Genomic DNA, 24,783 nt, shown 5'->3' on the forward strand with positions numbered 1-24,783 from the left:
TCAGGGTGAGGGGCGGGAGCTTTAAAACTCTTCTTCTACTTATCGGCAGAACTGCGCCAGACTATAGCCACATAATGAGAAAAGCCAGTTCGGACTGATGTCAAAATGCCAATGGAATCCAAGATACCCACTCAGAATCCGCGTACGCTAGACGCCTGGGTAAAGCTGCTCGACGGTGTTCGTTTACCGGTGCCGAAGCACAGTCACGACCGGGTCATGAGCGCCATCAACGATTACCGCCGCTCCCTGCGCGAGATCGCCGAACTGATGCAGGACAGCCCGGCCCTGGTGCTGTCGGTGATGCGCGAGGCCAATCACCCGGCCAATGCCAGCCAGGCTGAGCCTGCCGAAAGCCTGGAAATCGCCCTCAATCGCCTGGGCCTGGCACGCAGCAAGGAGCTGCTCAATCGCCTGCCGGCACTGCCGGACGCCGACATCCCTCCCGTGCTGCGCCAGTTCCTGATGATCAGCCAGCACGCCGCACAACAGGCCAGCGGCCTTTTCGCCAGCCGCCTGGCGCGGCTGTGGCAGGAAATCCACTGGGGCAGCCTGCTGTTCCTCTCGCCGCTGTGGCCCATGGCGCTGACCTGCCCCGCGCTGCTGGACGCCTGGGAACTGCGCGTCATCCACAAGGGTGAAGATGCCGCGCAAGTAGAAGAAGAACTTTTCGGTGTACGGATCATGGCCCTGTGCCAAGCCGTAGCCGAACAATGGCGCCTGCCGCAATGGGTAACCCAGGGCTACCGCCTGCTGCTTGAAGAGCGGGAGCAACTGGCACAGGTACTGAGCATCGCACGCGACGAAGACCTGCTCAGCCAGCAGCACCGCCTGGACGACGCAGCCGGCCTGCGTCGCTGGTTCAACCAACCTGCCAACACCGTGCTGCTGGCCAACAACCTGGCGCTGGCTGCCCAAGTCGGCTGGAGCAACCCGCATCTGCTTCGCTGGCAATTGCTGACCGCCCTTTACCTGCAGACATCGCTGGAAGACGTGCAGCAACAGGTCCACCAGCAGGCTGCCGCCAGTGCCCGGCGCCACGCCCGACACGCGCTGTTCCACCCGGCCGAAGCGCTGCTCTGGCCTTGGCACCAGCGCCGCCCGCACCCCGACATGCTCGCACCACCGCCGCCATCCAGCGAGCAGCTGGGGCGCTGGCGCGCGCTGTGCCAGGAGCTGCTGGCCCAGCCCAGCCCGTTCAGCAATGCCGTGCACTTGGCCACCCACGCCCGCCAGGCCCTGGAGGAGTGCGGCATGCAGCGCATTCTGCTGCTCAGCCTGGACAAGGCCAATGATCTGTTGCGCGTACAACAGGCGGCCGGGCTGCCCAAGGAGGCGGCGGCCATTACCCTGCCCGTCGCGCAGAACAAACTGCTGCAGAAGCTGCTCAGCAAAGCCGGGCAACTACGCCTCACGCCGGAGAATCACAGCCAGTTCGCTGCACTTTTGCCCTCCCCGCTGCGAGCAGTCTTCCGCGGCGAACACGTGTTGCTACGCTCGCTGGCGGTCAATGAACAGGTACTGATGCTGGCGGTGGCCGACCAGGGCGGCAAGCCGCTGGCTGACGTCAGCGTGCAGGCCTTCGGCAAGACCGCGCAGTGTATCGAGCGCGCCCTGACGGTGTTTGCCAACCGCAATGCCTGACCCTTGCGCTACAATCGCTCCCTCTTTCCACACTGGAGACCGTGGATGACAGACTTTTCCGGATTGCCCCTGGTAATCGAGGCCGATGACTTATTGCCACGCCTCGATTCACCACAGCTGATCCTGGTCGACCTCAGCAGCGCCAACCGCTATGTCAGCGGGCATATCCCTGGCGCGCGTTTCGTCGAGGGCAAGCGCACCCAGCTCGGCCTGCCACCAGCGCCCGGCCTGCTGCCGGCGCTCGGGGACCTGGAGAAACTGTTCAGCGAGCTCGGCCACCACGACGACGCCGTCTACGTGGTCTACGACGATGAAGGCGGTGGCTGGGCCGGTCGCTTCATCTGGATGCTCGATGTGGTTGGCCACAAGGCCTACCACTACCTCAACGGTGGCATCCAGGCCTGGCCAGCAGACAAGCTGTCGACCGAGGTACTCGCGCCAGCAAACGCCCCTGTGCAGTTGCAGTTGCATGGTGAGCCAACCGCGACTCGCGAGTACCTGCAAAGCCGCCTGGGCGCCGACGACCTGGTCATCTGGGATGCCCGTGCACCCCAGGAGTTCAGCGGCGAGAAGCTGCTGGCGGCCAAGGGCGGGCATATCCCCGGCGCCATCAATTTCGAATGGACCGCAGGCATGGATCTCAACGACCACCTGCGCATCCGCAAGGACATCGCCGATGTCCTGAAAGAAAAGGGCATCACCCCTGACAAGGAAGTGATCACCCATTGCCAGACTCACCGCCGCTCCGGTTTCACCTACCTGGTGGCCAAGGCCCTCGGCTACCCACGCGTAAAGGCCTACGCCGGTTCGTGGAGCGAATGGGGCAACCACCCGGACACGCCTGTAGAAGTTTAAGGAACCTGCATGAAATCCCGTTTGTTCATCATCAGCCAGTACCTGCTGCCGCACCACCTGCTGTCGCGGTTGGCCGGCTGCGTCGCCGAGTGCCGTGCACGCTGGTTCAAGAACGCCTTCACCGCCTGGTTCGCCAAGCGCTATCAGGTGAACATGAGCGAAGCGCTGGTCGAAGACCTGAGCGCCTACGAGCACTTCAATGCCTTCTTCACCCGCGCCCTGAAGCCGGGCGCACGCCCGTTGGACGAAACCCCGGGGGCGATCCTCTGCCCGGCCGACGGCGCCGTGAGCCAGCTCGGCCCGATCGAGCACGGCCGCATCTTCCAGGCCAAGGGCCACGGTTTCAGCGCCCTGGAGCTGCTGGGTGGCGATCCTGCCCTGGCTGCACCATTCATGGGCGGTGAGTTCGCCACTATCTATTTGTCGCCGAAGGACTACCACCGCGTGCACATGCCGCTGGCCGGTACCCTGCGCGAGATGGTGTACGTGCCGGGCCGCCTGTTCTCGGTGAACCAGACCACGGCAGAGAACGTGCCTGAGCTGTTTGCCCGCAACGAGCGAGTGGTGTGCCTGTTCGACACCGAGCGCGGGCCGATGGCCGTGGTGCTGGTCGGCGCGATGATCGTTGCCTCGATCGAGACGGTATGGGCCGGGCTGGTCACGCCGCCAAAGCGTGAGCTGAAGACGTTCCGTTATGACGAAGGCAGCCGTGCGCCGATCCACCTGGAAAAAGGTGCGGAGCTGGGCCGCTTCAAGCTGGGTTCGACCGCCATCGTGCTGTTCGGGCCTGAGCAGGTGAAGTGGGCCGAAACTCTGGGTGCCGGTTCGGCAGTGCGCATGGGTGAGCTGCTGGCAGCGCCTGCGCAGGGTTGATTCACTGCATGTAGGGCCGCTTTGCGGCCCATCGCCGGCAAGCCGGCTCCCACAAAAGATCCCTGGAACACCACGGAACCCTGTAGGAGCTGGCTTGCCGGCGATGGGCTGCAAAGCAGCCCCAGAATTTCAGATCAAACGCGGGCGTCGCGGTCGCGCAGCCCCAGCAGATACAGCACACCATCCAGACCCAGGGTCGAGATCGCCTGCTTGGCCGACTGACGTACCAGCGGCTTGGCACGGAAGGCCACACCCAGGCCTGCCAGCGACAGCATCGGCAGGTCGTTGGCACCATCGCCCACGGCAATCGTCTGCTCCAGTTGCAAGCCCTCTTCGCTCGCCAGTCGCTGCAGCAGCTCGGCCTTGCGCTGGGCATCGACGATCGGTTCGACAGCCACACCGGTCACCTTGCCGTCGACCACTTCCAGCTCGTTGGCGAATACATAGTCGATGCCCAGGCGCGCCTGCACCTGCTTGGCAAAGTAGGTGAAGCCACCGGACAGGATCGCGGTCTTGTAGCCCAGGCGCTTGAGCTCGGCGAACAGGTTTTCGGCACCTTCGGTCAGACGCAGGGAAGCACCGATCTCGTCCAGCACGCTGACATCCAACCCCTTGAGCAGCGCCATGCGCTCCTTGAAGCTGGCGCGGAAGTCCAGCTCGCCGCGCATCGCCCGCTCGGTGATGGCGGAAACCTGCTCACCTACGCCGGCGGCCTTGGCCAGCTCGTCGATCACCTCGGCCTCGATCAGCGTCGAGTCCATGTCGAAGACCGCCAGGCGGCGGTTGCGGCGGAACAGGTCGTCCATCTGGAAGGCGATGTCGATGTTCAGCGCCTCGGACAAGGCGAAGAAGTCGGCACGCAGTGCCTGAGCATCGCTCGGCACACCGCGCACGGAGATTTCGATGGCGGCCTTGCCCTTCTCGCTCTGGGCATCCAGGGCCACACGCGCGGACAGGCGCTCGATACGCTCGATGGTCAGGCCGTACTGGCTGATGACCGCACTGACCCGCTGCAGCTGCTCAGGAGTGATCTTGCGGCTGAGCAAGGTGACGATGTGGCGCGCCTCGCCCTGGCCGTCTGCCCAGTGCTGGTAATCCGCCTCGGAAATCGGCGTGTAGCGGGCCTGCAGGTTCAGTTCATGGGCCTTGGACTGCACGCTTTGCAGCAGGGCCGTGGCCACTTCGTTGTCCGGAATGTCGACCAGAATGCCGAACGACAAGGTGCCGTGCATGACCGCCAGGCCGATGTCGAGGATGTTCACACCACCCTGCAGCAGGACGCCAGTGATAGCGGCAGTGAGACCGGGACGGTCCTCACCGGTGATGTTGATCAGGACGATTTCGCGCACAACCTGGCTCCGACTTCGATGAAAAATGCGCATTCTACCGATTTTCCATGACCATCGGGCGCCAACGATACTTTGCCGACAAAACACGGGTCGCTATACTGCGCAACACTTTTCTGCCACTAAGAGCCGCGCTCTGTGAACCGGCCCACGCCCGTCAAACCAGACAACTTCTTCCTCATGATCTTCCGTGCCCTGCGCCAACGTCGCGTTCCCCTGGCACTGCGCATCGCCAGCACCAACATATTCCTGGTGGCGCTGGCGTTGGTGATCTATGCCTGCGTGATGGGCCTGCAGTTCAAGCAGGCCATGCACGAGCAGGCGGACGCCCTTGGCCAGAGCCTGACCACCCAGACCGCCACCTCGGCGACCGAGCTGCTGGTGTCCAACGACATCCTCAGTCTCAACGTGCTGCTGGGCAACCTGGTGAAGAACCCATTGGTGGCCCACGCGGCGATCTACAGCGTGGACAACCGTATCCTCGCCGAAGCCGGCCAGCGCCCGCGCAACGGCCTGCTGGGTGAGGCGCAGGGGCTGTACCAGACCAAGATCACCTTCCAGGACGTCACCGCCGGGCAGCTGCGCATCAGCCTGGACATGAGCCAGTTCCAGCAGCCGATGCTGATCAGCATGCAGAGCATGGGCATCCTGGCCGCGATCCTGCTGGCCCTGGCACTGAGCCTGAGCCTGCGCCAAGGCCATCACATCACCTTGCCGCTGCTGCAGCTGCGCGTATGGCTGCGTGACCCGCACCCCTATACCCCGGCGACCGACCGCCAGGACGAGATCGGCGATATCGCCCGCCAGCTGCATGCCCGCCTGGCCCCGCCGCCACCGCCGGAGCCGGAGCCTGCGCATGAGGAAGACGAAGACGACGACGATCACTTCGATGACCTGCACGAGGCCGAGCCCACACCGAAAGCCGCACCGCGCGCCAGGATCGCAGCTCAGGCCGACGAGCATGATGAAGAGGCCTTCGCCGGGCTGATGGATGAAGAAAGCGCGCACCCCGCGGCCGTCGTCAAATCCGACGAACCCCAGAGCACTGCGGTACTGGCCGTTCAACTGGGCTCTCAGGAGCAATTGCGGCGCCTGCCGCGTACCCGCCTGACCGAACTGCTGGAGCGCTACCGCGACTGCCTGGAACAGGCGGCCTCGTTGTATGACGGTGAAACCTTCACGTTCAACGATGGCAGCACCCTGGTGCTGTTCCACAGCGGCGACAGTGGCGAGGACTACCTGACCAACGCCATCTGCTGCGGCGAGCTGCTTCGCGCCCTGGGCCACGCCCTGCAAATCGAGGTGGCAGACAGTGGCATTACCTTGCAGCTGCAGCTTGGCCTGACCCAGGGCGACGACCTGCATGGGCTGGAGCAGGCCGACCTGCTGGAGGCCGAGAAGGCCCAGGATGCCCTGGCGCTGTCCCAGCACAGCCGCAACCTGCTGCTGGTGGAGCGGCCGATCAGCGACGACGCCCTGGTGCGCCAACGTGCGCGGATCCGACCGATCGCCAGCCCTGAGGGCGCCTGCTGCGTGGAGCGGTTGATGGAGCCTTACCCATCGATGCTGGAACGCCAGTTGGCCCGGATGCACGAGCGCAGGGTCTGAGATCCAGCACCGTCGCTGTAGGAGCGGCCTTGTGTCGCGAAAGGGGCGCGCTGAGCGCCCCCAGCATTTCATGCAGCGCTGGCAGAATCCTGGGGCCGCTGCGCGGCCCTTTCGCGACGCAAGGCCGCTCCTACAGGGGACCTCGTTGTACAGTCAATAAAAAAGCCCGCACATGTGCGGGCTTTTTCGTTTCTGGCAGAAAGATCAGAACCGATAGACTTCCATATCGGTGCGAATCGGCGAAGCCATCGGGATCTTCGACTTCTCTGGCGCCTTCTTGACCTGCACCGGTGCGGCCTGCTTCTTTGGCGCTTCCTCGGCGAGCGCTGGCTGGTTGGCCAGTGGCTTGACCGCGGAGCTCAACTGTTCGGCCAGCTGCTGCAACAGTTGCCCCTGGGCCTGAACCTGCGACGACTCGGTGCCCTCATGCTGCTGTTCGAGGTGAACGATACGGTTGTCACGCACACGTCCACGGCGGTCGAGCAGGCGCCATTGGGCGTCGAGGATCGCCGGCTGGTTCTTGCCGGAATCCAGGCGGGTGATCGACAGCAATACCTGCACGTCCGGCGAGAAGCCGGCGCTGGCCGGGGCCAGGACTACGCGCTGGCTGTCCAGGCGCCAGGCCAGCTGGCGAACCAGCAATTGATCGATGTCTGCCGACAGGCTGCCGGCCCAACGACCATCGGTCGCAGAGCTCAGGCTGCCATCGGCTTGTCGCTGCAAGAAGGTTTCGCGCTGCAGGTAATCGGCGATCGATACCGGGCCGAGCACCACGGCCATACCCGCACTCTGCGAGGGCTGGCCAGGGTCACCGCTGTCGAGCTGATACAGGGCGACCGGCTGATGCATGCTGCATCCGCTCAGCCCCAGCAAGCCCGTCAATAGCAGCGCAAATGGAAGGCGCAGAAATTTCATTCATCCCATCCAGGCGGTCGCCACCAGGCACACCGCAGTGATACTGATATTCATTCATTCGGGCACACGGCCACGCCGGCACCGCAAGCGCACTATCATCCGCGAAATGCCGGTCAGACTCCAGCATTTCCGCCTGGAACGGCGCTGGAAATGCCGTTCCAGACCACTCATCGGGTCACGCCGGGCCTTCCACCTGCAACCCGTCGACCCGCTGGAAGCCACGTGGCAGCTTGCTACCGCGCCGCCCGCGTTCGCCCTTGTAATGCTCCAGGTCGTCCGGTTTCAGCGACAAGGTGCGCTTGCCCGCCTGCAACACCAGGGTCGCGCCCTCGGCAAGGACGGCCAGGTCGGTGACATATTCTTCCCGGCTGGCCACCCGGTCACCGGGCACGCCGATGATCTTGTTGCCCTTGCCTTTGCCCAGCTGGGGCAGATCGGCCACCTTGAACACCAGCAGGCGCCCTTCCGTGGTCACCGCCGCCAGCCAGTCCTGTTCGCGATTGGCCACAGGACGCGGGCTGATGACCTTGGCGCCGTTAGGCAGGCTGAGCAGCCCTTTGCCGGCCTTGTTCTTGGCCTGCAGGTCCTCGCCCTTGACCACGAAGCCATAACCGGCATCCGAGGCCACCACATACAGGGCATCGTCTTCCGGCAACAGCACGCATTCGAAGGTGGCGCCCGGTGGCGGCGTCAGACGGCCGGTCAGCGGCTCGCCTTGGCCACGCGCCGAAGGTAGGCTATGTGCCGCCAGCGAGTAGCTGCGCCCGGTGGAGTCGATGAGCACGGCGAACTGGTTGGAGCGACCGGCGGCAGCTGCCTTGAAACCGTCGCCTGCCTTGTAGGAAAGGCCGGTGGCATCGATATCGTGGCCTTTGGCGCAACGCACCCAGCCCTTCTCCGACAGCACCACGGTGACCGGCTCGGCGGGCATCAATTCATTTTCGGACAGTGCCTTGGCTTCGGCACGCTCGACGATCGGCGAGCGGCGCGCGTCGCCATAGGTCTCGGCGTCCTTGATCAGCTCGCTGCGCACCAGCTTGCGCAACTTGGCATCGCTGCCGAGCAGCGCCTGAAGCTTGGCCTGCTCCTTGAGCAGCTCGTCCTGCTCGCCACGAATCTTCATCTCTTCCAGACGCGCCAGCTGACGCAGGCGGGTCTCGAGGATGTACTCGGCCTGGATCTCGGACAGTTCGAAACGGGCAATCAGTGCCTGCTTGGGGTGTTCCTCGGTGCGGATGATATGAATCACTTCATCCAGGTTGAGGAACGCGGTGAGCAAGCCTTCCAACAGGTGCAGGCGCCTCTCGACCTTGTCCAGGCGGTGCTGCAGGCGGCGACGAACAGTACCGACGCGGAACTCCAGCCACTCCAGCAGCAAGGCGCGCAGGTTCTTCAGCTGCGGCCGGCCGTCGAGGCCGATGATGTTGACGTTGACCCGGTAACTGCTTTCAAGGTCAGTGGTGGCGAACAGGTGCTGCATCAGCTCGGCGGCATCCACCCGGTTGGAGCGCGGGATGATGACGATACGGCACGGGTTCTCGTGGTCCGACTCGTCACGCAGGTCGGCGACCATCGGCAGCTTCTTGGCCTGCATCTGCGCGGCGATCTGTTCCAGTACCTTGGCCCCGGAAACCTGGTGTGGCAGCGCGGTGACGACAATGTCACCGTCCTCGACCCGGTACACGGCACGCATGCGGATCGAACCACGGCCGCTTTCGTAGATCTTGAGGATCTCGGCACGCGGCGTGATGATTTCAGCTTCGGTCGGGTAGTCGGGGCCTTGAATGTGCTCGCACAACTGCTCGATGGTGGCCTTGGGCTCGTCGAGCAGGCGCACGCAGGCGCTGGCCACTTCGCGCAGGTTGTGCGGCGGTACGTCGGTGGCCATGCCCACGGCGATGCCGGTGGTGCCATTGAGCAGAATGTTCGGCAGGCGCGCCGGCAGCACTGCCGGTTCCTCCAGCGTGCCGTCGAAGTTCGGCACCCAGTCCGCGGTGCCCTGGCCCAGTTCGCTGAGCAGCACCTCGGAATAACGCGACAAGCGCGCCTCGGTATATCGCATGGCGGCAAACGACTTCGGATCGTCCGGTGCACCCCAGTTACCCTGGCCATCGACCAGCGTGTAGCGGTAACTGAACGGCTGCGCCATCAGCACCATGGCCTCGTAGCAGGCCGAATCGCCGTGGGGGTGGAACTTGCCGAGCACGTCGCCGACGGTACGCGCCGACTTCTTGTGCTTGGCGTCGGCATCGAGCCCCAACTCGCTCATGGCATAGACGATGCGTCGTTGCACAGGCTTGAGGCCATCGCCGATGTGCGGCAGGGCCCGGTCCATGATCACGTACATGGAGTAGTTGAGGTAGGCCTGTTCGGTGAAGTCAGCCAGCGAACGGCGTTCGACGCCGTCGAGGCTGAGTTCCAGTGAGTCGCTCATGCGGGCCTCGTCATTTCAGGTTCTGGCGCAGCAGCATGGTGCCGCCGCGCTGGGTAAATTCAAGTTGTTTCAACGCGCTCATGCCAAGCAGCACGGTTTGCCCATCCAGCCCGGGCACCACCAGGGCACGCACGTTCTGCAGGCGGATATCGCCCAGCTGCAGGCTGTCCAGACGGGTGCGGTAGCCCTCGGTACGGCCATTGGCGGTACTGAGCGTCACCGGGCTGCCACGTTGCAGCTCCAGGTCCCGGGCCAGCACTTCGGGGATCGCCACGTCGGTGGCGCCGGTGTCGAGCATGAAGTGCACCACCTGGCCATTGATCGCGCCATCGGCCACGAAGTGGCCCTGGCCGTTGCTCAGCAGGCGCACTTCGATGAAGCCTTCGCCATGCTCGGACTGCACCTGGGCGTTGGGGTTGCGCTCGCGCTCCTCCCACTGCCCGAAGAAGCGCGTGGCCAGGAACAGCGCCGCCGCCCAGGCGACGATCATCAGCACCTTGCCCGCGCGCTTGCCCGGAGCCTGGCTCATGGCTTGGCGCTCCAGCCACCTTGCGGTGCATCGAAGCGCCAGACCACCGGGCGGCTTTCGCCGTCGGCACGATCACCCTTGTTGTTGTCGATGCCCACCCAGGCGCCCTTGGCATCGATCACCAGCGCTTCGGCCAGGCCGAACGGCTGATCGTACAGACGCTCTGGTACCAGGGTATCGGCGGCGAACGACCAGCAACGCTCGACCTGGCCACTGTCGGCATCACGCCGGCAGACACGGTAGGCGTTGCGTTCAAGGGTGAACAACTTGCCCTCGAACCAGGCCAGGTCGGCGAAATCACGTGAAAGTGCGCGGGCATTGGGCATCTGCGGCGGTTGCATTTCCACCCCGGCCTCGCTGAGCAGTATGCAGGTCCGCCCGCAGTTCCATACCGAGTGCTGCCGCTCGATCGCCACCAGCCCGCGGCGTTCGCGCTCGGCCGCCAGCCACAGGCGGTCGCCTGCCGGGTTGATCGCAACCCCTTCGAACAAGGCATTGAAGTGCAGCAGCATGCCGCTGGCACGGGCCTGACGAATCATCGCCGGGTCGATCTTCAACCAGTCCGGCTCACCTGCGACCGGCAATTGCAGCACCGCTGCATGGGCTTCGCTGACCAGATAGAGGTTGTCAGCCTGATCGCAGGTGATGCCTTCGTAATCCAGCTCACCGCCGCGGATGTAGGACACAGCCCAATTGCGCGACCTGAGGCCCCACGGCAGGCCACTGTCCGGCACCGCCGGCGGGGTGAAGGTCAGCGGCTGAGCACGCCATACCGCGTTCTGTTGGTCGAAACGGTAGACGCGGTCGTCGTCGCGGTCGGAAACACCCCACAGCGCGCCGCGGCAAAAGGCCAACCCGGAAAGGTTGCCACCGCGCATGCCGTCGATCGGGTGCTCGGACGCCAGCTTCAGCTCTGGCCAGTTGCCTGCCAGGCTCGGCAGGGCAAACAGGCTCAGGGCAATTGCGGCGAACAGACGAATCAAACCAGGACCTCAGCCAGGTTGCCTTTGGTTTCCAGCCAGCTCTTGCGGTCGCCGGCGCGTTTCTTGGCCAGCAGCATGTCCATGATCTCGGTGGTGCCCGGCAGGTCGTCCAGGGTCAGCTGGACCAGGCGCCGGGTGTTCGGGTCCATGGTGGTTTCGCGCAGCTGTGGCGGGTTCATCTCGCCCAGGCCCTTGAATCGGGTGACCTGTGGCTTGCCGCGCTTCTTCTCGGCCACCAACCGGTCGAGGATGCCGTCACGCTCGGCCTCGTCGAGGGCGTAGTAGATTTCCTTGCCCAGGTCGATGCGATACAGCGGCGGCATGGCGACGTAGACATGGCCGGCTTCGACCAGCGGGCGGAAGTGCTGCACGAACAGCGCGCACAGCAGGGTGGCGATGTGCAGGCCATCGGAGTCGGCGTCGGCGAGGATGCAGATCTTGCCATAGCGCAGTTGCGACAGGTCGGCGGCGCCGGGGTCGACACCGATGGCCACGGCGATGTTGTGCACTTCCTGACTGGCCAGGACTTCGCCACCGTCGACTTCCCAGGTGTTGAGGATCTTGCCGCGCAGCGGCAGGATCGCCTGGAATTCCTTGTCCCGCGCCTGCTTGGCAGAACCGCCGGCGGAATCGCCCTCGACCAGGAACAGCTCGGCACGCATCGGGTCCTGCCCGGCGCAGTCGGCCAGCTTGCCTGGCAGTGCCGGGCCCTGGGTGATGCGCTTGCGTTCGACCTTCTTGCTCGCCTTCAGGCGGCGCCCGGCGTTGCTGATGGCCAGTTCAGCCAGTTGCATGCCGAGTTCGGGATGGGCGTTGAGCCACAAGCTGAAGGCGTCCTTGACCACCCCGGAGACAAAGGCGGCGGCTTCGCGGGACGACAGGCGCTCCTTGGTCTGCCCGGAGAACTGCGGTTCCTGCATCTTCATCGAGAGCACGAAGGTGATGCGTTCCCAGACGTCTTCCGGCGCCAGCTTGACCCCGCGCGGCAGCAGGTTGCGGAATTCGCAGAACTCGCGCATGGCATCCAGCAGACCCTGGCGCAGGCCATTGACGTGAGTGCCGCCCTGGGCGGTGGGGATCAGGTTGACGTAGCTTTCCTGGACGCTGTCACCGCCTTCCGGCAACCACAGCAAGGCCCAGTCCACGGCCTCCTTGTTGCCGGCCAGGCTGCCGCAGAACGGCTCGTCGGGCAGGCGCTGGTACTCGCTGACCGAGTCGACAAGGTAGGAACGCAGGCCATCTTCGTAGTGCCACTCGACCTTCTCGCCACTGGCCTTGTCCTCGAAGCTCACCAGCAGCCCCGGGCACAGTACGGCCTTGGCCTTGAGCACGTGCTTGAGGCGGCTGATGGAGAACTTCGGCGAATCGAAATATTTCGGATCGGGGCTGAAGTACACGCTGGTACCGGTGTTGCGCTTGCCGACCGTACCGACCACTTCCAGCTCGCTGGCCTTGAAGCCGTCGGCGAAGGTCATCTGGTATTCGTTGCCGTCGCGCTTGACGCGCACGCGGACCTGGGTCGACAGGGCGTTGACCACCGAGATGCCTACGCCGTGCAGGCCGCCGGAGAACTGGTAGTTCTTGTTGGAGAACTTGCCGCCGGCGTGCAGCTTGGTGAGGATCAGCTCGACCCCCGACACGCCCTCTTCGGGGTGGATGTCCACGGGCATGCCGCGGCCATCGTCGCTGACTTCCAGCGAATGGTCGGCATGCAGGATGACCTGGACCGAACGGGCATGACCTGCCAGGGCTTCGTCGACGCTGTTGTCGATGACTTCCTGGGCCAGGTGGTTCGGCCGGCTGGTATCGGTGTACATGCCCGGCCGCTTGCGGACCGGGTCAAGGCCCGAGAGGACTTCGATGGCGTCTGCGTTATAGGCGCTAGCGCTGGGATTGGCCATGGGTTCTCGTCGTCAGTCTGGTGAATGCGAAAAAATCAAAATACAGAAAAATCGAGCGCCGCGTACTGCTGCCGGGCAATACCGGCAAACGCCAGCAGTGCCGGTATTTGCGCGGCGAAGCCCTGGTAGCTGTGGTCGCCGCCGGCCTGGATACGCAAGGCACAGGCGCGGTAATAGCGTTCGGCGTGGCGATAGTCCAGGGTTTCATCGGCGGTCTGCAACCACACTTGATAGCGGTTGGGGTCCTCGGGTGGCGGCACTTCCAGCTCGGCCAGTGCCTGCATATGATCGAGGGTCAGTTCCCAGGTTTCACCGGTGTAGTGATTGCGCTGGCTGCCCAGGTAGCCGTCAAAGCGCTTGTGCGGCGTTACCGCAGGGTTGACCAGCAACGCTTTCAGGCCATGGCGCTCGGCCAGATGGGTGGCATAGTAGCCGCCGAGCGAGCTGCCGACCAGCAAGGGTGCGCCCAGCTCGGCGATGGCGGCTTCGAGCTGCAGCATGGCGTGGCGCGGGTGGTGGTGCAAGATCGGCACCCGCAGCTGGGCCGATAGCCCCAATTGCTGCATCACCGCCTCGAGCTGGCGCGCCTTGGTGGACAGCGGAGAGCTGTTGAAGCCATGGATATAGAGGATGGAACCCGACATGCTGCCCCCGGAATCTGTGGCTTCGCGCCCGAGGGTGCGGGCGCAGGGATGCGCAGTGTAGCGTGTTCGCCGGGTTTTGGCGCCGCGGCGGGTTTTTCGCAACAATTTCACTGGCCCCATCGCCGGCAAGCCGGCGATGGGCTGCACAGCAGCCCCATTACCTCAATACCCAGGGCTGTCGAAGTCGAGCCTGACCTTGAAGTCCGTGGCCCGCTCCATCCCAGTCTCCAATCGCCCGTCGGCGTGCAGACGCAACCAGCGATACCCGGGCTGCTCTTCGCTGACCTTGAAGTCCTCGCTGTCGGCGGCGAACTGGATGCAGGTAGACGGCGTGGCCAGCAGGCGCAGGCCATCGCGCATTTCATCCCATGGCTGATGGATATGCCCCCAGAGCAAGGCTCTCACCTGTGGATGACTCGCCAGGCGCTGCAACAGCTCGGTGGCATTGCGCAAACCGATGGGCGCAATCCACGCACAGCCGATGTCCACCGGCTGATGATGGCAGCAGACCAGGCAATGGCGCTCGCCTGCCGACGCCAAGGCCTGGTCGAGCAGCGACAGCTGGTCCTGCTCGAGCAGCCCATGGGTAGCCCCTGCCACCGCCGTATTGAGCATCACCACCCGCCAGGCGCCCACGTCGGTGACCGCCTGGACCAGCTGTGGCGCCACCTCGGCCATCACCTGCGCTTCGTCATGGTTGCCCGGCAACCAGCGTGCGCGGGCAGCCAGCCCGGCGGTCAGGGCACTGAAGGCCTCATAGGAAGCGACGCTGGCATCCTGCGACAGATCGCCGGTGCACAGCAGCAGGTCGATACGCGGCTGCTCGCGCCGCACCTGCTCGATGACATGGCGCAAGCTGTCTCGGGTGTTCAGGCCCAGCAGCGTGCCCGCCGGGTCGGCGAACAGATGGGCGTCGGTCAGTTGCACCACATGCACGGGTGCCGGGGAAAGGTCTGGGTGCGGCAACGGCCGTCTCCTCGAGCGGATTCAGCAGGAATTATGGCGCCGCAGCCGTGCCGAGCAAACAGTGGAAGCCGACCGGCATCACATTTCAGCGCACACTTGCCAGTTCGTGGCCACAGGCCAGGCAGTGGCTCAGCCATTCGCCAAGGAACAGGTTGAGCTGGGCTTTCTCGTCCGGCTGGTGCATCGCTTCGTTGGGGTACGGGTAGATGCTGCGCAGGCGCCGGGTATGTTCAGCGCTGACCACTTCAGCCATGCGCGCATCGTGGTACACCTGAACTTCCAGGTGCGGCACCGGCAGCCACGGCAGGCTGTGCTCCTGGCGCACCCGCAAGGTGGTAGTGTACGGGCAGGCCAGCAGCACATCGAGCACCAGCACGCCGAGCATCTGGTCGCCCTGGGTCATGCCGATGCGCCGTGAGCTCTGGGTGGTGCGCATATCGGGAAGCAGGCGCATGAGCCGGGCGTAGTTGGCCTCGCAGGCTGCTTGCAGCCCGGCCAGGTCGACCCGATAACGCTCACGCAGCAGGTTCACTTCCACATACCTCGAACTTCTTCACGGTTCAGTGCCAGCCATTGCAGGCCGATGATGGTCGCCGCGTTGCAGATGCGCCCGTCGCGCACGGCCTGCAAGGCATCCTCGAACGACCAGACGCGCACCCGGATATCCTCGCCTTCTTCTTCCAGGCCATGCAGGCCGCCGGCGCCTTCGCTGCTGCAGCGCCCGAGGAACAGGTGCACGTATTCGTCGCTGCCACCCGGTGACGGGAAGTAGCGGGTCATCGGCCACAGGGCGCTGAAGGTCAGGCCGGCTTCCTCTTCGGCTTCGCGGTGGGCCACTTCTTCCGGTTGCTCGTCCTTGTCGATCAGCCCGGCGACCATTTCGATCAGCCAGGGGTTGTCGGTCTTGCCCAGCGCTCCGACGCGGAACTGCTCGATCAACACCACTTCGTCGCGTTGTGGATCGTAGGGCAGTACACATACGGCATCGTGCCGCACGAACAGTTCACGACTGATCTCGCGCCCCATGCCGCCAGCGAACAGTTCGTGGCGCAGGCGCAGCTTGTCGAGCCTGTAGAAGCCCTGGAAGCAATTGGCCCGCTCGATGAGATCGAAGCCCCTGGGCACTGAATTCAACGCGTCTGACATGGAAATCCTCATGACCTCGAATACCGCTTCGCGCCATCCTACTCTGCACGCCTGCCGGTTTCATCCCTTTCCGGCAACCGTTCGTGCGGTCGGGACAGCGCGTCCACTCTCTGTTAGCTTAGTGGCGAACTGAAGGCCGCGCAGACGGTCAAAGGCCGACTTTTCACTGTTCTGCAAGGATCATCATGACACTTGTCAAACTGACTTCCGTGGCTGTGCTGGCCTTGGCCCTGGGTGCCTGCCAGAGCCTGTTCACGCCCAACTACCGGGCACCGCTAGAGGTCAAGCGTGACGCCTGGGAGCATGTCAAACCCGGCTGCAGCGCCAGTGACTGCCCACTGGTCAACATCGATACCATCCATTTCCCGGACCTGCCGAAACTCGACGCCATCGTCGAGAAACGCCTGTTGCAGCTGACCGAGGACAACCAGCACGGTACCGCGCCAAGCACCTTGCAGGCCTACGAGCAGCAATACCTGGCCAGTGCCGACAAGCGCAACAGCAGCTACCTGCAGGCCAAGGTACGCGAGCAGCATGACGGGTTGGTGATCATCGAGTTGTCGAGCTACCTGGACAGCGGCGGCGCCCACGGCATGCCCGGGCGCGGCTTCATCAACTACTCGCGCAAGCTGGACAAGGTGCTGACCCTGCAGGACATGCTGGTGCCGGGCCAGGAAGAGACCTTCTGGAAGACCGTCGAAGAATCGCACCGCGCCTGGCTGATCAGCGTGGGCATGGACAAGGACGCCCAGTTCATGAAGACCTGGCCGTTCCGCAAGTCACCGCACATCGCCCTGACCTACGGCGCGGTAGTGGTCAAGTATGAGGTCTATACCATCGCACCCTATTCCATGGGCCACGTGGAACTCAAGATCCCCTACCCGCGCCTGAACGGTGTCATCAAGCCCGAGCTGTTTCCCGGCCGCGGCTGAGGCTCAGTAGCGCATGCAGTCCACCTGCCAGCACCAGTGCTGGCAGGGTCGCGCCCAACGCCGGCGCCTCGGCGGCGATCCAGTGGTAGGCCGCGACACCCACCACCCAGGCCAGCAGAGCCTGCCAGTGCAACCCGTCGACGAAGGACGGCGCACGGCGGCGGCGGATCACGTAGTGATCCATCAATACAACGCCGAACAACGGCGCGAACACCGAGCCGATCAGCAGCAGGAAGTTCTCGTACTGGGCCAGCGGCGCCAGCAAGGCGATCAAGGTGCACAGCACGCCGATGGCCAACGCCAGGTGCTCGACTTTCACAGGCACCAGCAAGCCGGTGGAAACGGCAGCCGAATGGATGTCGGCAAAGGCCTTTTCCGACTCATCCAGCAGAATCAACAGCAGCGGCAACCCCATGCCCGCGCCGGCCAGCGCCAGTAGCAGGGCATTGACCTCGCCGCTCGCGGCGAAGGCAAGGGTATAGGCCACGCCCAGGCTCATCAGCCAGGTGTTGCCGATGAAGTAACCCAGCACGGTACCGCCGAAGACGCGCTTGGCGCTGCTGGCGAAACGCGAGTAGTCGGCGATCAGCGGCAGCCACGACAGCGGCATGGCGATGACGATGTCGAAGCCCACGGCCAGCGACATCGAGCCGTCGCCGCTGCGGTTCCACAGCTCGGTCAGGTCAGCCTTGGCGAACAGGTTCCAGGTCAGCCACAGGCAAGCCCCCATCAGCACCCAGATGCCCCACTTGCGCAGGATCTTGCGCACGAACGCCAGCGGCCCGCTGACCGCCAGCAAGGTGGCCAGCCCGCCGAAGCACAAGGTCCAGAACATCGGGCTGTTCCACAAGCTGTCCTCGCCGAAGGTACGCGCACCAAGCAGGCTGGCGGCGTCGCGCATGACGATGATCTCGAACGCCCCCCAGCCTACCAGCTGCAGGAGGTTGAGCAGTGCCGGCAAGCGCGCACCGTGGCGGCCCAGGCTCAGGCGCAGAGTGGCCATGGCCGACAGGCCGGTGTCGCTGCCGATGACGCCCGCTGCGCCCAGCAGCAGCACGCCGACGCCAGTGCCGAGCGCAATCGCCAGGACCGCGCCCGCCAGGCCCAGGCCCGGGGCAAGCATGGCGCCGACCTGCAGGACCATCAGGCCGATGCCGAGGGAGAACCATAGGGAAAACAGGTCGCGGGCGCCAAACGGGCGCTGGCTGGAAGGGACCGGGTGGTCGGGAGAGAAGTGGCTGGGGGTGGTCATTGTTGTGATCGCCAGAGAAGAAAGTAGTGGGTCCAATCGCCGGCAAGCCGGCTCCCACAGGGTTCGGTGTGGGAGCCGGCTTGCCGGCGATGCGGTGCGCCCAGCGCACCGCCCGGTTGTCGTTACACCTTGTGGTAAAGCTGGCTGCCTTCCTGGCGGAACCGCTCGGCCTGCTCGCGCATGCCGTCCTCGACCGCTACATCCACCGCGTCGATGCGCTGGTTGGCGGCATATTCACGCACTTCCTGGGTGATCTTCATCGAGCAGAACTTCGGCCCGCACATCGAGCAGAAGTGCGCCACCTTGGCCGACTCCTTCGGCAGCGTCTCGTCGTGGAAGGCGCGTGCAGTGTCCGGGTCCAGGCCGAGGTTGAACTGGTCTTCCCAACGGAATTCGAAACGCGCCTTGGACAGCGCGTTGTCGCGAATCTGCGCGCCCGGGTGCCCCTTGGCAAGGTCGGCTGCGTGGGCGGCGATCTTGTAGGTGATGATGCCGGTCTTGACGTCGTCCTTGTTCGGCAGGCCCAGGTGCTCTTTCGGGGTCACATAGCACAGCATCGCGCAGCCGAACCAGCCGATCATCGCCGCGCCGATGCCGGAGGTGATGTGGTCATAGCCCGGCGCGATGTCGGTGGTCAGCGGGCCGAGGGTGTAGAACGGCGCCTCGTCGCAGCACTCCAGCTGCTTGTCCATGTTTTCCTTGATCAGCTGCATCGGCACGTGGCCCGGGCCTTCGATCATGCACTGCACGTCGTGCTTCCAGGCGATCTTGGTCAGCTCGCCGAGGGTTTCCAGCTCACCGAACTGGGCCGCATCGTTGGCGTCGGCAATCGAGCCCGGGCGCAGGCCGTCGCCCAGCGAGAAGCTGACGTCGTAGGCCTTCATGATTTCGCAGATCTCGTCGAAATGCGTGTACAGGAAGTTCTCCTGGTGATGCGCCAGGCACCATTTGGCCATGATCGAGCCGCCGCGGCTGACGATACCGGTGACGCGCTTGGCGGTCAGCGGCACGTAGCGCAGCAACACGCCGGCATGGATGGTGAAGTAGTCCACGCCCTGCTCGGCCTGTTCGATCAGGGTGTCGCGAAACAGCTCCCAGGTCAGGTCTTCGGCGATGCCGCCGACTTTTTCCAGGGCCTGATAGATCGGCACGGTGCCGATCGGTACCGGCGAGTTGCGGATGATCCACTCACGGGTTTCGTGGATGTGCTTGCCGGTGGACAGGTCCATGACCGTGTCCGAACCCCAGCGGATACCCCAGGTCAGCTTGGCCACTTCTTCCTCGATCGAGGAGCCCAGGGCGCTGTTGCCGATGTTGCCGTTGATCTTCACCAGGAAGTTGCGGCCGATGATCATCGGCTCCAGCTCCGGGTGGTTGATGTTGGCCGGGATGATGGCGCGACCGCGGGCGATTTCCTCGCGCACGAACTCGGCGGTGATCTCTTTCGGGATGCTCGCGCCGAAGCTGTGACCGGCGTGTTGCTGGCTGAGCAGGCCGGCAGCGCGCGCCTCCTGCAGCTTCATGTTCTCGCGGATGGCGACGTACTCCATCTCGGCGGTGATGATGCCCTGGCGCGCATAGTGCATCTGCGTGACGTTGGCCCCGGCCTTGGCACGGCGCGGGTTGCGCACATGGGCGAAGCGCAGCTTGGCCAGTTCGGCATCGTTCAGGCGCTGCTGGCCGAAGTCGGAGCTCAGGCCGCCCAGGCGCTCGGTGTCGCCACGGGCATCGATCCAGGACGAGCGTACATCGGCCAGGCCTTTGCGCACGTCGATGACGACGTTGGGGTCGGTGTACGGGCCGGAAGTGTCATAGACCAGCACCGGCGCGTTGCTCTCGCCGCCGAAGTCGGTGGGGGTGTCATGCAGGCTGATTTCGCGCATGGGCACGCGGATGTCCGGGCGCGAGCCTTCGACATACACCTTGCGCGAGCGCGGGAAAGGTTGCACGGACTGCTGGTCGACTCGTGCCGACTCGCTGAGGTTGATCGTTTTTTCTTGTTTGCTCATCACAGGCTCTCCAGACGTCTTCCTTGGGCGGATGTCGGGGTGAACCTGAAAGGTGTGAACGCACCCCTTGACGGGTGTGCAGTGCCGGATGGAGGGGTGCCTTGAGCTGCATGCAGCTGCGACATTCCCGGACCTGGCACAAGAGGCTCCCCGGGAAGGCGAGCAATCTTGTTCCCTACGCAGGCGCTAACCTGATCAGGTTCAACGGGATCCGGAACTTTCCGATCTCAGCCTTTGATTCAAGGCACCCCGACAAGAACATGCGCAGTCTAGACTGGAGTAGTCGGTAAAGCCAAGCGGGTAAAACAAGGCGATGATGAAAGGCGAACTCGACGATTGTTGCCAACGGCACTCGGCACTAAACTGCTCCGTCATTCGATACTCAATGGTTCAGAAATTACAATTTCGTACAAGGATTGCCTCTATGCTGCGCAAACTCTCACTGGCGATTGCCGTGTCTTGTGCGTTCAACGGAGTGGCCGGGGCAGCGCAAGTGCCCACGACGGTGAAGACCGACCTGGTCAGCGTCTACCAGGAAGCGGTGGACAACAACGCCGATCTCGCTGCCGCACGAGCCGATTACGGCGCACGCCGCGAAATCGTGCCCCAGGCCCGCGCCGGCTTGCTGCCGAACCTGTCGGCCGGTGCCGAGATGCAAAGCACCCGCACCAAGTTCGATGAGCCATCGGCCACCACCAACCGCAGTGGCAATTCGTGGAATGCAACCCTCTCGCAGCCGATCTTCCGCGCCGACCGCTGGTTCCAGCTGCAGGCCGCCGAGGCCGTCAACGAACAGGCCGCCCTGGAACTGTCGGCCACCGAGCAGAACCTGATCCTGCAGACCGCGCAGAACTACTTCGCCGTGCTGCGCGCCCAGGACAATCTGGCCGCGACCAAGGCCGAGGAAGCGGCGTTCAAGCGTCAACTGGACCAGTCCAATGAACGTTTCGATGTCGGCCTTTCCGACAAGACCGACGTGCTTCAATCTCAGGCCAGCTACGACACCGCCCGAGCCAACCGGATCATTGCCGAGCGCCAGGTGCAGGATGCCTTCGAGGCCCTGGTCACCTTGACCAACCGCGAGTACAGCTCGATCCAGGGTGTGGTCCACACCTTGCCCATCCAGGTGCCGACGCCCAACGATGCGAAGGCCTGGGTAGAAACCGCCGGACGCCAGAACCTCAACCTGCTGGCTACCAACCACGCGGTCGACGCCGCTGAAGAAACCTTGCGCCAGCGCAAGGCCGGCCACGCCCCGACCCTGGACGCTGTGGCGCGCTACGACAAGGGCGACAACGACAACCTCGGCTTCTCCAACCCCTCGCCCTTCCCCGGCCAGCGCTACAGCGGTGATGTCGAACAGACCACCATCGGCCTGCAGCTGAACATCCCGATCTATAGCGGCGGCCTGACCAGCTCGCAGGTGCGCGAGGCCTACCAGCGCCTGAGCCAGAGCGAGCAGCAGCGCGAAAGCCTGCGCCGCCAGGTGGTGGAGAACACCCGCAACCTGCACCGTGCGGTGAATACCGACGTGGAACAGGTGCAGGCACGCAAGCAGTCGATCATTTCCAACCAGAGTGCACTGGAAGCCACCGAGATCGGCTACCAGGTCGGTACCCGCAACATCGTCGACGTGCTCGATGCACAGCGCCAGCTGTACACGTCGGTACGCGACTACAACAACAGCCGCTATGACTACATTCTCGACAACCTGAGCCTGAAGCAGGCGGCCGGCACCTTGAGCCCGCAGGACCTGATCGACCTCAAGCGCTACCTGAAGGCGGACTACAACCCGGACAAGGACTTCCTGCCACCGGATCTGGCGGCTGCCGCCGCCAAGAACTTCGAACGTCGCCCCTGATTCAAGAACGCGCTCGTTCTTGTAGGAGCGGCCTTGTGTCGCGAAAGGGCCGCAAAGCGGCCCCAGGAAAGCTGCAGCGATGCAGGAATTGCCGGGGCCGCCTGCGGCCCTTTCGCGACACAAGGCCGCTCCTACAGGGGTCGTACAACTCAGCTGACGAGTTTGCCCAGCCCATCGAGCAACCGCTGCAAGGCCCCCTGATTGGCCCGCATCACCGCCCTGCCCGCCTCGCCCATGCGCCCAGCATCCTGCGGCAGCTCGATCAGCCGGCGCACGGTCTCTGCCAAGCCCTCGGCATCTTCGATCTGCTGCAACGCGCCTGCTTCACGCAGCATGGCCGTGATTTCGAGGAAGTTGAACACATGCGGCCCCATGATCACCGGCAATGCCAGAGCGGCCGGCTCCAGTGGATTGTGGCCACCGGTGGCGACCAGGCTGCCGCCGACGAAGGCGATGTCGGCCAGCGCATACAGGAACAACAGCTCCCCCATGGTATCGCCGAGCAGTACGCGGGTCTGGCCATCGACCGCCGCGCCGGTCGAGCGACGCACCGTGGCGAACTGTTCGCTGCACAAGGCGTGCACCGCATCGAACCGTTCGGGGTGGCGCGGCACCAGGATCAGCAACGCATCGGCATGCACCTGCAGCAGCTGCCTATGGGCCTGCAGGATCAGCGCATCTTCACCTTCATGGGTACTCGCCGCGATCCATACCGGGCGCTGCCCGGCGCTCCATTGCTGGCGCAAGGCCCTGGCACGCGGCAGCAATTGCTCGTCGATCTTCAGGTCGAACTTGATCGAGCCGGTCACCTGCACGCACTCAGGACGCGCACCCAGATCACGGAAGCGTTGCGCCTCGGTCTCGGTCTGCACCGCAATCAGGTTCATCTCGGCCAGCATTGGCCGGGTCAGCCTGGCAAAGCGCGCATAACCACGGGCAGAGCGCTCGGACAATCGCGCATTGGCCAGGACCACGGGAATGCCGCGCCTGGCGCACTGGTGGATATGGTTGGGCCACAGCTCGGTTTCCATGATGATGCCCAGGCACGGGCGTACATGGTCGAGGAAGCGCCCCGCCGCCCAGGGCAGGTCATACGGCAGGTAGCAATGCTGAATGCGAGGTTCGTCGGCGAACATCGCGCGAATCCGCTCGGAACCGGTCGGGGTCATGCAGGTGAGGGTGATCGGCAGTTGCGGGTAAGCCTTGAGCAGGGCACGCACCATTGGCGCGGCGGCAATGCTTTCGCCGACCGATACCGCATGCACCCAGATACCGCCCGGGCGCATGGCCGGCAGGTTGCAGGCAAACCGTTCGCCGATGCGCTGGCCATAGGCCGGCGCCTTGCGGGCACGCAGGAACAGGCGCAGCGCGACCAGCGGCAGGCCCAGGTGAAACAGCAGGGTATAGAGGGTTCTGTTCATGGCGGCGGAGTTTAACCGATCGCGCGCAGATGCACTGCAAAGCGCTCGGCCAACCATTGCGCAGCCGGGCCCAGGGGTTCGTCACGGCGCCAGGCCAGCTCCACCACCAGGGCCGGAGGCCGCCACTCGCTGTCCAGCTCGACCATCTGTGCCTGGTAGGTCGGGTACTGCACCACATGTCGCGGCAACCAGGCCCAGCCCAGGCCACGCATCAACAATTCGGCCATGGCGTAGAAGCTGTCGGCACGCCAGATCTGCGGGCTGATTGCCTCGCCGCCGGGGTAGCCGCTTTGCTGTGGCGTGATGAGCAACTGACGGTGACGCGCCAGCTGCTGGCGGGTGACCCGCCCTTCCCGCGCCAGCGGGTGATCGACCGCACACACCGTGACCATCTCCACACTGCCCAGGGCACGCCGCTCCAGCGAGGCGGGAATGCTTTCGTGATGAAAGAACAGCCCCAGGTCGGCGCGCCGCTCCGCCAGCTTGCGCGCCACGTCGCCCTGGGCACCACTGGCCAACTGCACTTCGAGAAACGGGTAGCGGCTGGCCAGTTCGTCGAGGCTGTCGATGACCGGCTGATAGGGCATGGCTTCGTCCTGGGCAACCCGCAACAGGGCTTCCTGACCGCGCATGAGGGCGAGCGCCCGGCCATCCAGGCGCTCGCCCTGGCGCAACAGCTCGCGGGCATCCTCCAGCAACGCCGTGCCGTTCTCGGTCAGCCGGGGCTGTCGGCCGCTGCTGCGCTCGAACAGGGTGACGCCCAGGTCCGCTTCCAGCAAGGCGATGGCGTTGCTGATCGCCGACTGCGCCCGGCGCTGCTCGCGGGCAACCGCCGAGAACGAGCGCAGCTCGGCGACTCGCACGAACAGGCGCAGTTGTTCCAGATCCCAACGATCCGCCATTTACCTATCTCCAGTAGTGATAGGTAATGACTTTACCCCATCCGAGGGAGGTCTAGAATGCCCGACCAGTAACCGGAGAATCGCACCATGAACGCCTACACCTACCTCGCCATCGCCATCTGCGCCGAAGTCATCGCCACCGCCTCCATGAAGGCGGTCAAGGGCCTGAGCACGCCACTGCCATTGCTGCTGATGGTGGTGGGCTATGGCATCGCGTTCTGGATGCTGACCCTGGTGGTGCGCAGCATTCCGGTGGGCGTCGCCTATGCGCTCTGGTCGGGGCTGGGCATTGTCTTGATCAGCGTGGCGGCCCTGGTGATCTATGGGCAGAAGCTGGATGTACCGGCGATGCTGGGCATGGCGATGATCGTCGGCGGGGTGGTGGTGATTCAGCTGTTCTCGAAGACTGCCGGGCATTGATGTTCGCCTGCAAGGGCCTATCGCCGGCAAGCCCGCTCCCACATGGATAGCGGCGCTGTACCTGTAGGAGCCGGCTTGCCGGCGATAGGGCCGCCACGGATATAGGCTGTATACTTGCCTGCTGTCCCAGTCTTCGAGGTACCGC

At 64.4% G+C, this 24,783-nt stretch carries 21 protein-coding genes and 1 riboswitch; of the genes, 7 read left to right on the forward strand and 14 right to left on the reverse strand.

Annotated elements, in window-relative coordinates; all coding sequences use genetic code 11:
- Positions 1-105: 105 nt before the first annotated feature.
- The 3 genes from PPL01S_RS07880 to asd are packed head-to-tail and all read left to right on the forward strand — an operon-like array spanning position 106 to position 3,369.
- A complete protein-coding gene (locus PPL01S_RS07880) occupies positions 106-1,641 on the forward strand; it encodes an HDOD domain-containing protein (protein WP_016395257.1) in 1,536 nt (511 codons plus the stop codon).
- A 45-nt stretch (positions 1,642-1,686) separates the two neighbouring features.
- Positions 1,687-2,496, forward strand: coding sequence for a rhodanese-like domain-containing protein (locus PPL01S_RS07885; protein ID WP_028625484.1), 810 nt, complete (start codon positions 1,687-1,689; stop codon positions 2,494-2,496).
- 9 nt (positions 2,497-2,505) lie between these two features.
- Positions 2,506-3,369, forward strand: coding sequence for an archaetidylserine decarboxylase (gene asd / locus PPL01S_RS07890; protein WP_016395259.1), 864 nt, complete (start codon positions 2,506-2,508; stop codon positions 3,367-3,369).
- A 134-nt stretch (positions 3,370-3,503) separates the two neighbouring features.
- Here the strand turns inward: asd and serB are convergent, their stop codons facing one another.
- Positions 3,504-4,718 (reverse strand): phosphoserine phosphatase SerB, encoded by a 1,215-nt coding sequence (serB, locus tag PPL01S_RS07895; RefSeq protein ID WP_016395260.1) that lies wholly within the window; start codon positions 4,716-4,718, stop codon positions 3,504-3,506.
- Between the two features lie 135 nt (positions 4,719-4,853).
- Between serB and PPL01S_RS07900 the strand changes: the two genes are divergently transcribed.
- Positions 4,854-6,323, forward strand: coding sequence for an AhpA/YtjB family protein (locus PPL01S_RS07900; protein WP_016395261.1), 1,470 nt, complete (start codon positions 4,854-4,856; stop codon positions 6,321-6,323).
- A gap of 204 nt (positions 6,324-6,527) precedes the next feature.
- Here the strand turns inward: PPL01S_RS07900 and PPL01S_RS07905 are convergent, their stop codons facing one another.
- From PPL01S_RS07905 to PPL01S_RS07945, 9 genes are all read right to left on the reverse strand, one after another.
- Positions 6,528-7,238, reverse strand: coding sequence for a PqiC family protein (locus PPL01S_RS07905; protein ID WP_016395262.1), 711 nt, complete (start codon positions 7,236-7,238; stop codon positions 6,528-6,530).
- Between the two features lie 175 nt (positions 7,239-7,413).
- Positions 7,414-9,672, reverse strand: coding sequence for a DNA topoisomerase IV subunit A (gene parC / locus PPL01S_RS07910; protein ID WP_016395263.1), 2,259 nt, complete (start codon positions 9,670-9,672; stop codon positions 7,414-7,416).
- A gap of 10 nt (positions 9,673-9,682) precedes the next feature.
- Positions 9,683-10,201 (reverse strand): retropepsin-like aspartic protease family protein, encoded by a 519-nt coding sequence (locus tag PPL01S_RS07915; RefSeq protein WP_016395264.1) that lies wholly within the window; start codon positions 10,199-10,201, stop codon positions 9,683-9,685.
- Positions 10,198-11,181 (reverse strand): esterase-like activity of phytase family protein, encoded by a 984-nt coding sequence (locus tag PPL01S_RS07920; RefSeq protein ID WP_462933166.1) that lies wholly within the window; start codon positions 11,179-11,181, stop codon positions 10,198-10,200. Before PPL01S_RS07920 ends, PPL01S_RS07915 begins: the two co-directional genes overlap by 4 nt.
- The gene (parE, locus tag PPL01S_RS07925; RefSeq protein WP_016395266.1) at positions 11,181-13,085 is read right to left on the reverse strand and encodes a DNA topoisomerase IV subunit B; all 1,905 of its coding nucleotides are present in this window, start codon (positions 13,083-13,085) and stop codon (positions 11,181-11,183) included. The genes PPL01S_RS07920 and parE overlap by 1 nt, the downstream gene beginning before the upstream one ends.
- Positions 13,086-13,120: 35 nt before the next feature.
- Entirely contained in the window at positions 13,121-13,729 is a 609-nt protein-coding gene (locus PPL01S_RS07930) for a YqiA/YcfP family alpha/beta fold hydrolase (RefSeq protein WP_016395267.1), read from the reverse strand.
- Between the two features lie 162 nt (positions 13,730-13,891).
- Positions 13,892-14,695, reverse strand: a complete 804-nt coding sequence (cpdA, locus tag PPL01S_RS07935; protein ID WP_016395268.1) for a 3',5'-cyclic-AMP phosphodiesterase — start codon at positions 14,693-14,695, stop codon at positions 13,892-13,894.
- An 85-nt stretch (positions 14,696-14,780) separates the two neighbouring features.
- Positions 14,781-15,233: a DUF1249 domain-containing protein gene (locus PPL01S_RS07940; protein WP_027920723.1), complete on the reverse strand. Its 453-nt coding sequence runs from the start codon at positions 15,231-15,233 to the stop codon at positions 14,781-14,783.
- A complete protein-coding gene (locus PPL01S_RS07945) occupies positions 15,224-15,841 on the reverse strand; it encodes an NUDIX domain-containing protein (protein ID WP_016395270.1) in 618 nt (205 codons plus the stop codon). Before PPL01S_RS07945 ends, PPL01S_RS07940 begins: the two co-directional genes overlap by 10 nt.
- 185 nt (positions 15,842-16,026) lie before the next feature.
- Here PPL01S_RS07945 and PPL01S_RS07950 point away from each other — a divergent pair, with 185 nt between their 5' ends.
- Entirely contained in the window at positions 16,027-16,773 is a 747-nt protein-coding gene (locus PPL01S_RS07950) for an RsiV family protein (protein WP_016395271.1), read from the forward strand.
- Here PPL01S_RS07950 and cytX read toward each other — a convergent pair.
- Positions 16,742-18,025: a putative hydroxymethylpyrimidine transporter CytX gene (gene cytX, locus PPL01S_RS07955; RefSeq protein WP_016395272.1), complete on the reverse strand. Its 1,284-nt coding sequence runs from the start codon at positions 18,023-18,025 to the stop codon at positions 16,742-16,744. The genes PPL01S_RS07950 and cytX overlap by 32 nt on opposite strands.
- Before the next feature lie 122 nt (positions 18,026-18,147).
- Positions 18,148-20,034, reverse strand: coding sequence for a phosphomethylpyrimidine synthase ThiC (gene thiC, locus PPL01S_RS07960; protein ID WP_016395273.1), 1,887 nt, complete (start codon positions 20,032-20,034; stop codon positions 18,148-18,150).
- Between the two features lie 155 nt (positions 20,035-20,189).
- A riboswitch (TPP riboswitch) is annotated at positions 20,190-20,296 on the reverse strand.
- Positions 20,297-20,458: 162 nt separating this feature from the next.
- Between thiC and PPL01S_RS07965 the strand changes: the two genes are divergently transcribed.
- The gene (locus tag PPL01S_RS07965; RefSeq protein ID WP_016395274.1) at positions 20,459-21,895 is read left to right on the forward strand and encodes a TolC family outer membrane protein; all 1,437 of its coding nucleotides are present in this window, start codon (positions 20,459-20,461) and stop codon (positions 21,893-21,895) included.
- A 149-nt stretch (positions 21,896-22,044) separates the two neighbouring features.
- Here the strand turns inward: PPL01S_RS07965 and waaA are convergent, their stop codons facing one another.
- Together waaA and PPL01S_RS07975 are read right to left on the reverse strand one after the other, a co-directional pair.
- Positions 22,045-23,316, reverse strand: coding sequence for a lipid IV(A) 3-deoxy-D-manno-octulosonic acid transferase (gene waaA, locus PPL01S_RS07970; protein WP_016395275.1), 1,272 nt, complete (start codon positions 23,314-23,316; stop codon positions 22,045-22,047).
- Between the two features lie 11 nt (positions 23,317-23,327).
- Positions 23,328-24,218 carry a LysR family transcriptional regulator gene (locus tag PPL01S_RS07975; RefSeq protein ID WP_016395276.1) on the reverse strand — a complete coding sequence of 297 codons (891 nt, stop codon included), beginning with the start codon at positions 24,216-24,218 and terminating at the stop codon, positions 23,328-23,330.
- 87 nt (positions 24,219-24,305) lie between these two features.
- Here PPL01S_RS07975 and PPL01S_RS07980 point away from each other — a divergent pair, with 87 nt between their 5' ends.
- Entirely contained in the window at positions 24,306-24,638 is a 333-nt protein-coding gene (locus tag PPL01S_RS07980; RefSeq protein WP_016395277.1) for a DMT family transporter, read from the forward strand.
- Positions 24,639-24,783: the final 145 nt, after the last annotated feature.

The organism is Pseudomonas plecoglossicida NBRC 103162 = DSM 15088 (assembly GCF_000730665.1).
GTDB lineage: Bacteria > Pseudomonadota > Gammaproteobacteria > Pseudomonadales > Pseudomonadaceae > Aquipseudomonas > Aquipseudomonas plecoglossicida.

Excerpts from the sequence above, each read along its gene's own strand:
- PPL01S_RS07885 (WP_028625484.1), top strand. The coding sequence starts at position 1,687 with ATGACAGACTTTTCCGGATTGCCCCTGGTAATCGAGGCCGATGACTTA.
- cytX (WP_016395272.1), bottom strand. The coding sequence starts at position 18,025 with ATGACCACCCCCAGCCACTTCTCTCCCGACCACCCGGTCCCTTCCAGC.
- PPL01S_RS07915 (WP_016395264.1), bottom strand. The coding sequence starts at position 10,201 with ATGAGCCAGGCTCCGGGCAAGCGCGCGGGCAAGGTGCTGATGATCGTC.
- PPL01S_RS07945 (WP_016395270.1), bottom strand. The coding sequence starts at position 15,841 with ATGTCAGACGCGTTGAATTCAGTGCCCAGGGGCTTCGATCTCATCGAG.
- parE (WP_016395266.1), bottom strand. The coding sequence starts at position 13,085 with ATGGCCAATCCCAGCGCTAGCGCCTATAACGCAGACGCCATCGAAGTC.
- thiC (WP_016395273.1), bottom strand. The coding sequence starts at position 20,034 with ATGAGCAAACAAGAAAAAACGATCAACCTCAGCGAGTCGGCACGAGTC.
- parC (WP_016395263.1), bottom strand. The coding sequence starts at position 9,672 with ATGAGCGACTCACTGGAACTCAGCCTCGACGGCGTCGAACGCCGTTCG.
- PPL01S_RS07950 (WP_016395271.1), top strand. The coding sequence starts at position 16,027 with ATGACACTTGTCAAACTGACTTCCGTGGCTGTGCTGGCCTTGGCCCTG.
- PPL01S_RS07965 (WP_016395274.1), top strand. The coding sequence starts at position 20,459 with ATGCTGCGCAAACTCTCACTGGCGATTGCCGTGTCTTGTGCGTTCAAC.
- PPL01S_RS07905 (WP_016395262.1), bottom strand. The coding sequence starts at position 7,238 with ATGAAATTTCTGCGCCTTCCATTTGCGCTGCTATTGACGGGCTTGCTG.
- PPL01S_RS07930 (WP_016395267.1), bottom strand. The coding sequence starts at position 13,729 with ATGTCGGGTTCCATCCTCTATATCCATGGCTTCAACAGCTCTCCGCTG.
- PPL01S_RS07980 (WP_016395277.1), top strand. The coding sequence starts at position 24,306 with ATGAACGCCTACACCTACCTCGCCATCGCCATCTGCGCCGAAGTCATC.
- PPL01S_RS07975 (WP_016395276.1), bottom strand. The coding sequence starts at position 24,218 with ATGGCGGATCGTTGGGATCTGGAACAACTGCGCCTGTTCGTGCGAGTC.
- PPL01S_RS07880 (WP_016395257.1), top strand. The coding sequence starts at position 106 with ATGCCAATGGAATCCAAGATACCCACTCAGAATCCGCGTACGCTAGAC.
- asd (WP_016395259.1), top strand. The coding sequence starts at position 2,506 with ATGAAATCCCGTTTGTTCATCATCAGCCAGTACCTGCTGCCGCACCAC.
- waaA (WP_016395275.1), bottom strand. The coding sequence starts at position 23,316 with ATGAACAGAACCCTCTATACCCTGCTGTTTCACCTGGGCCTGCCGCTG.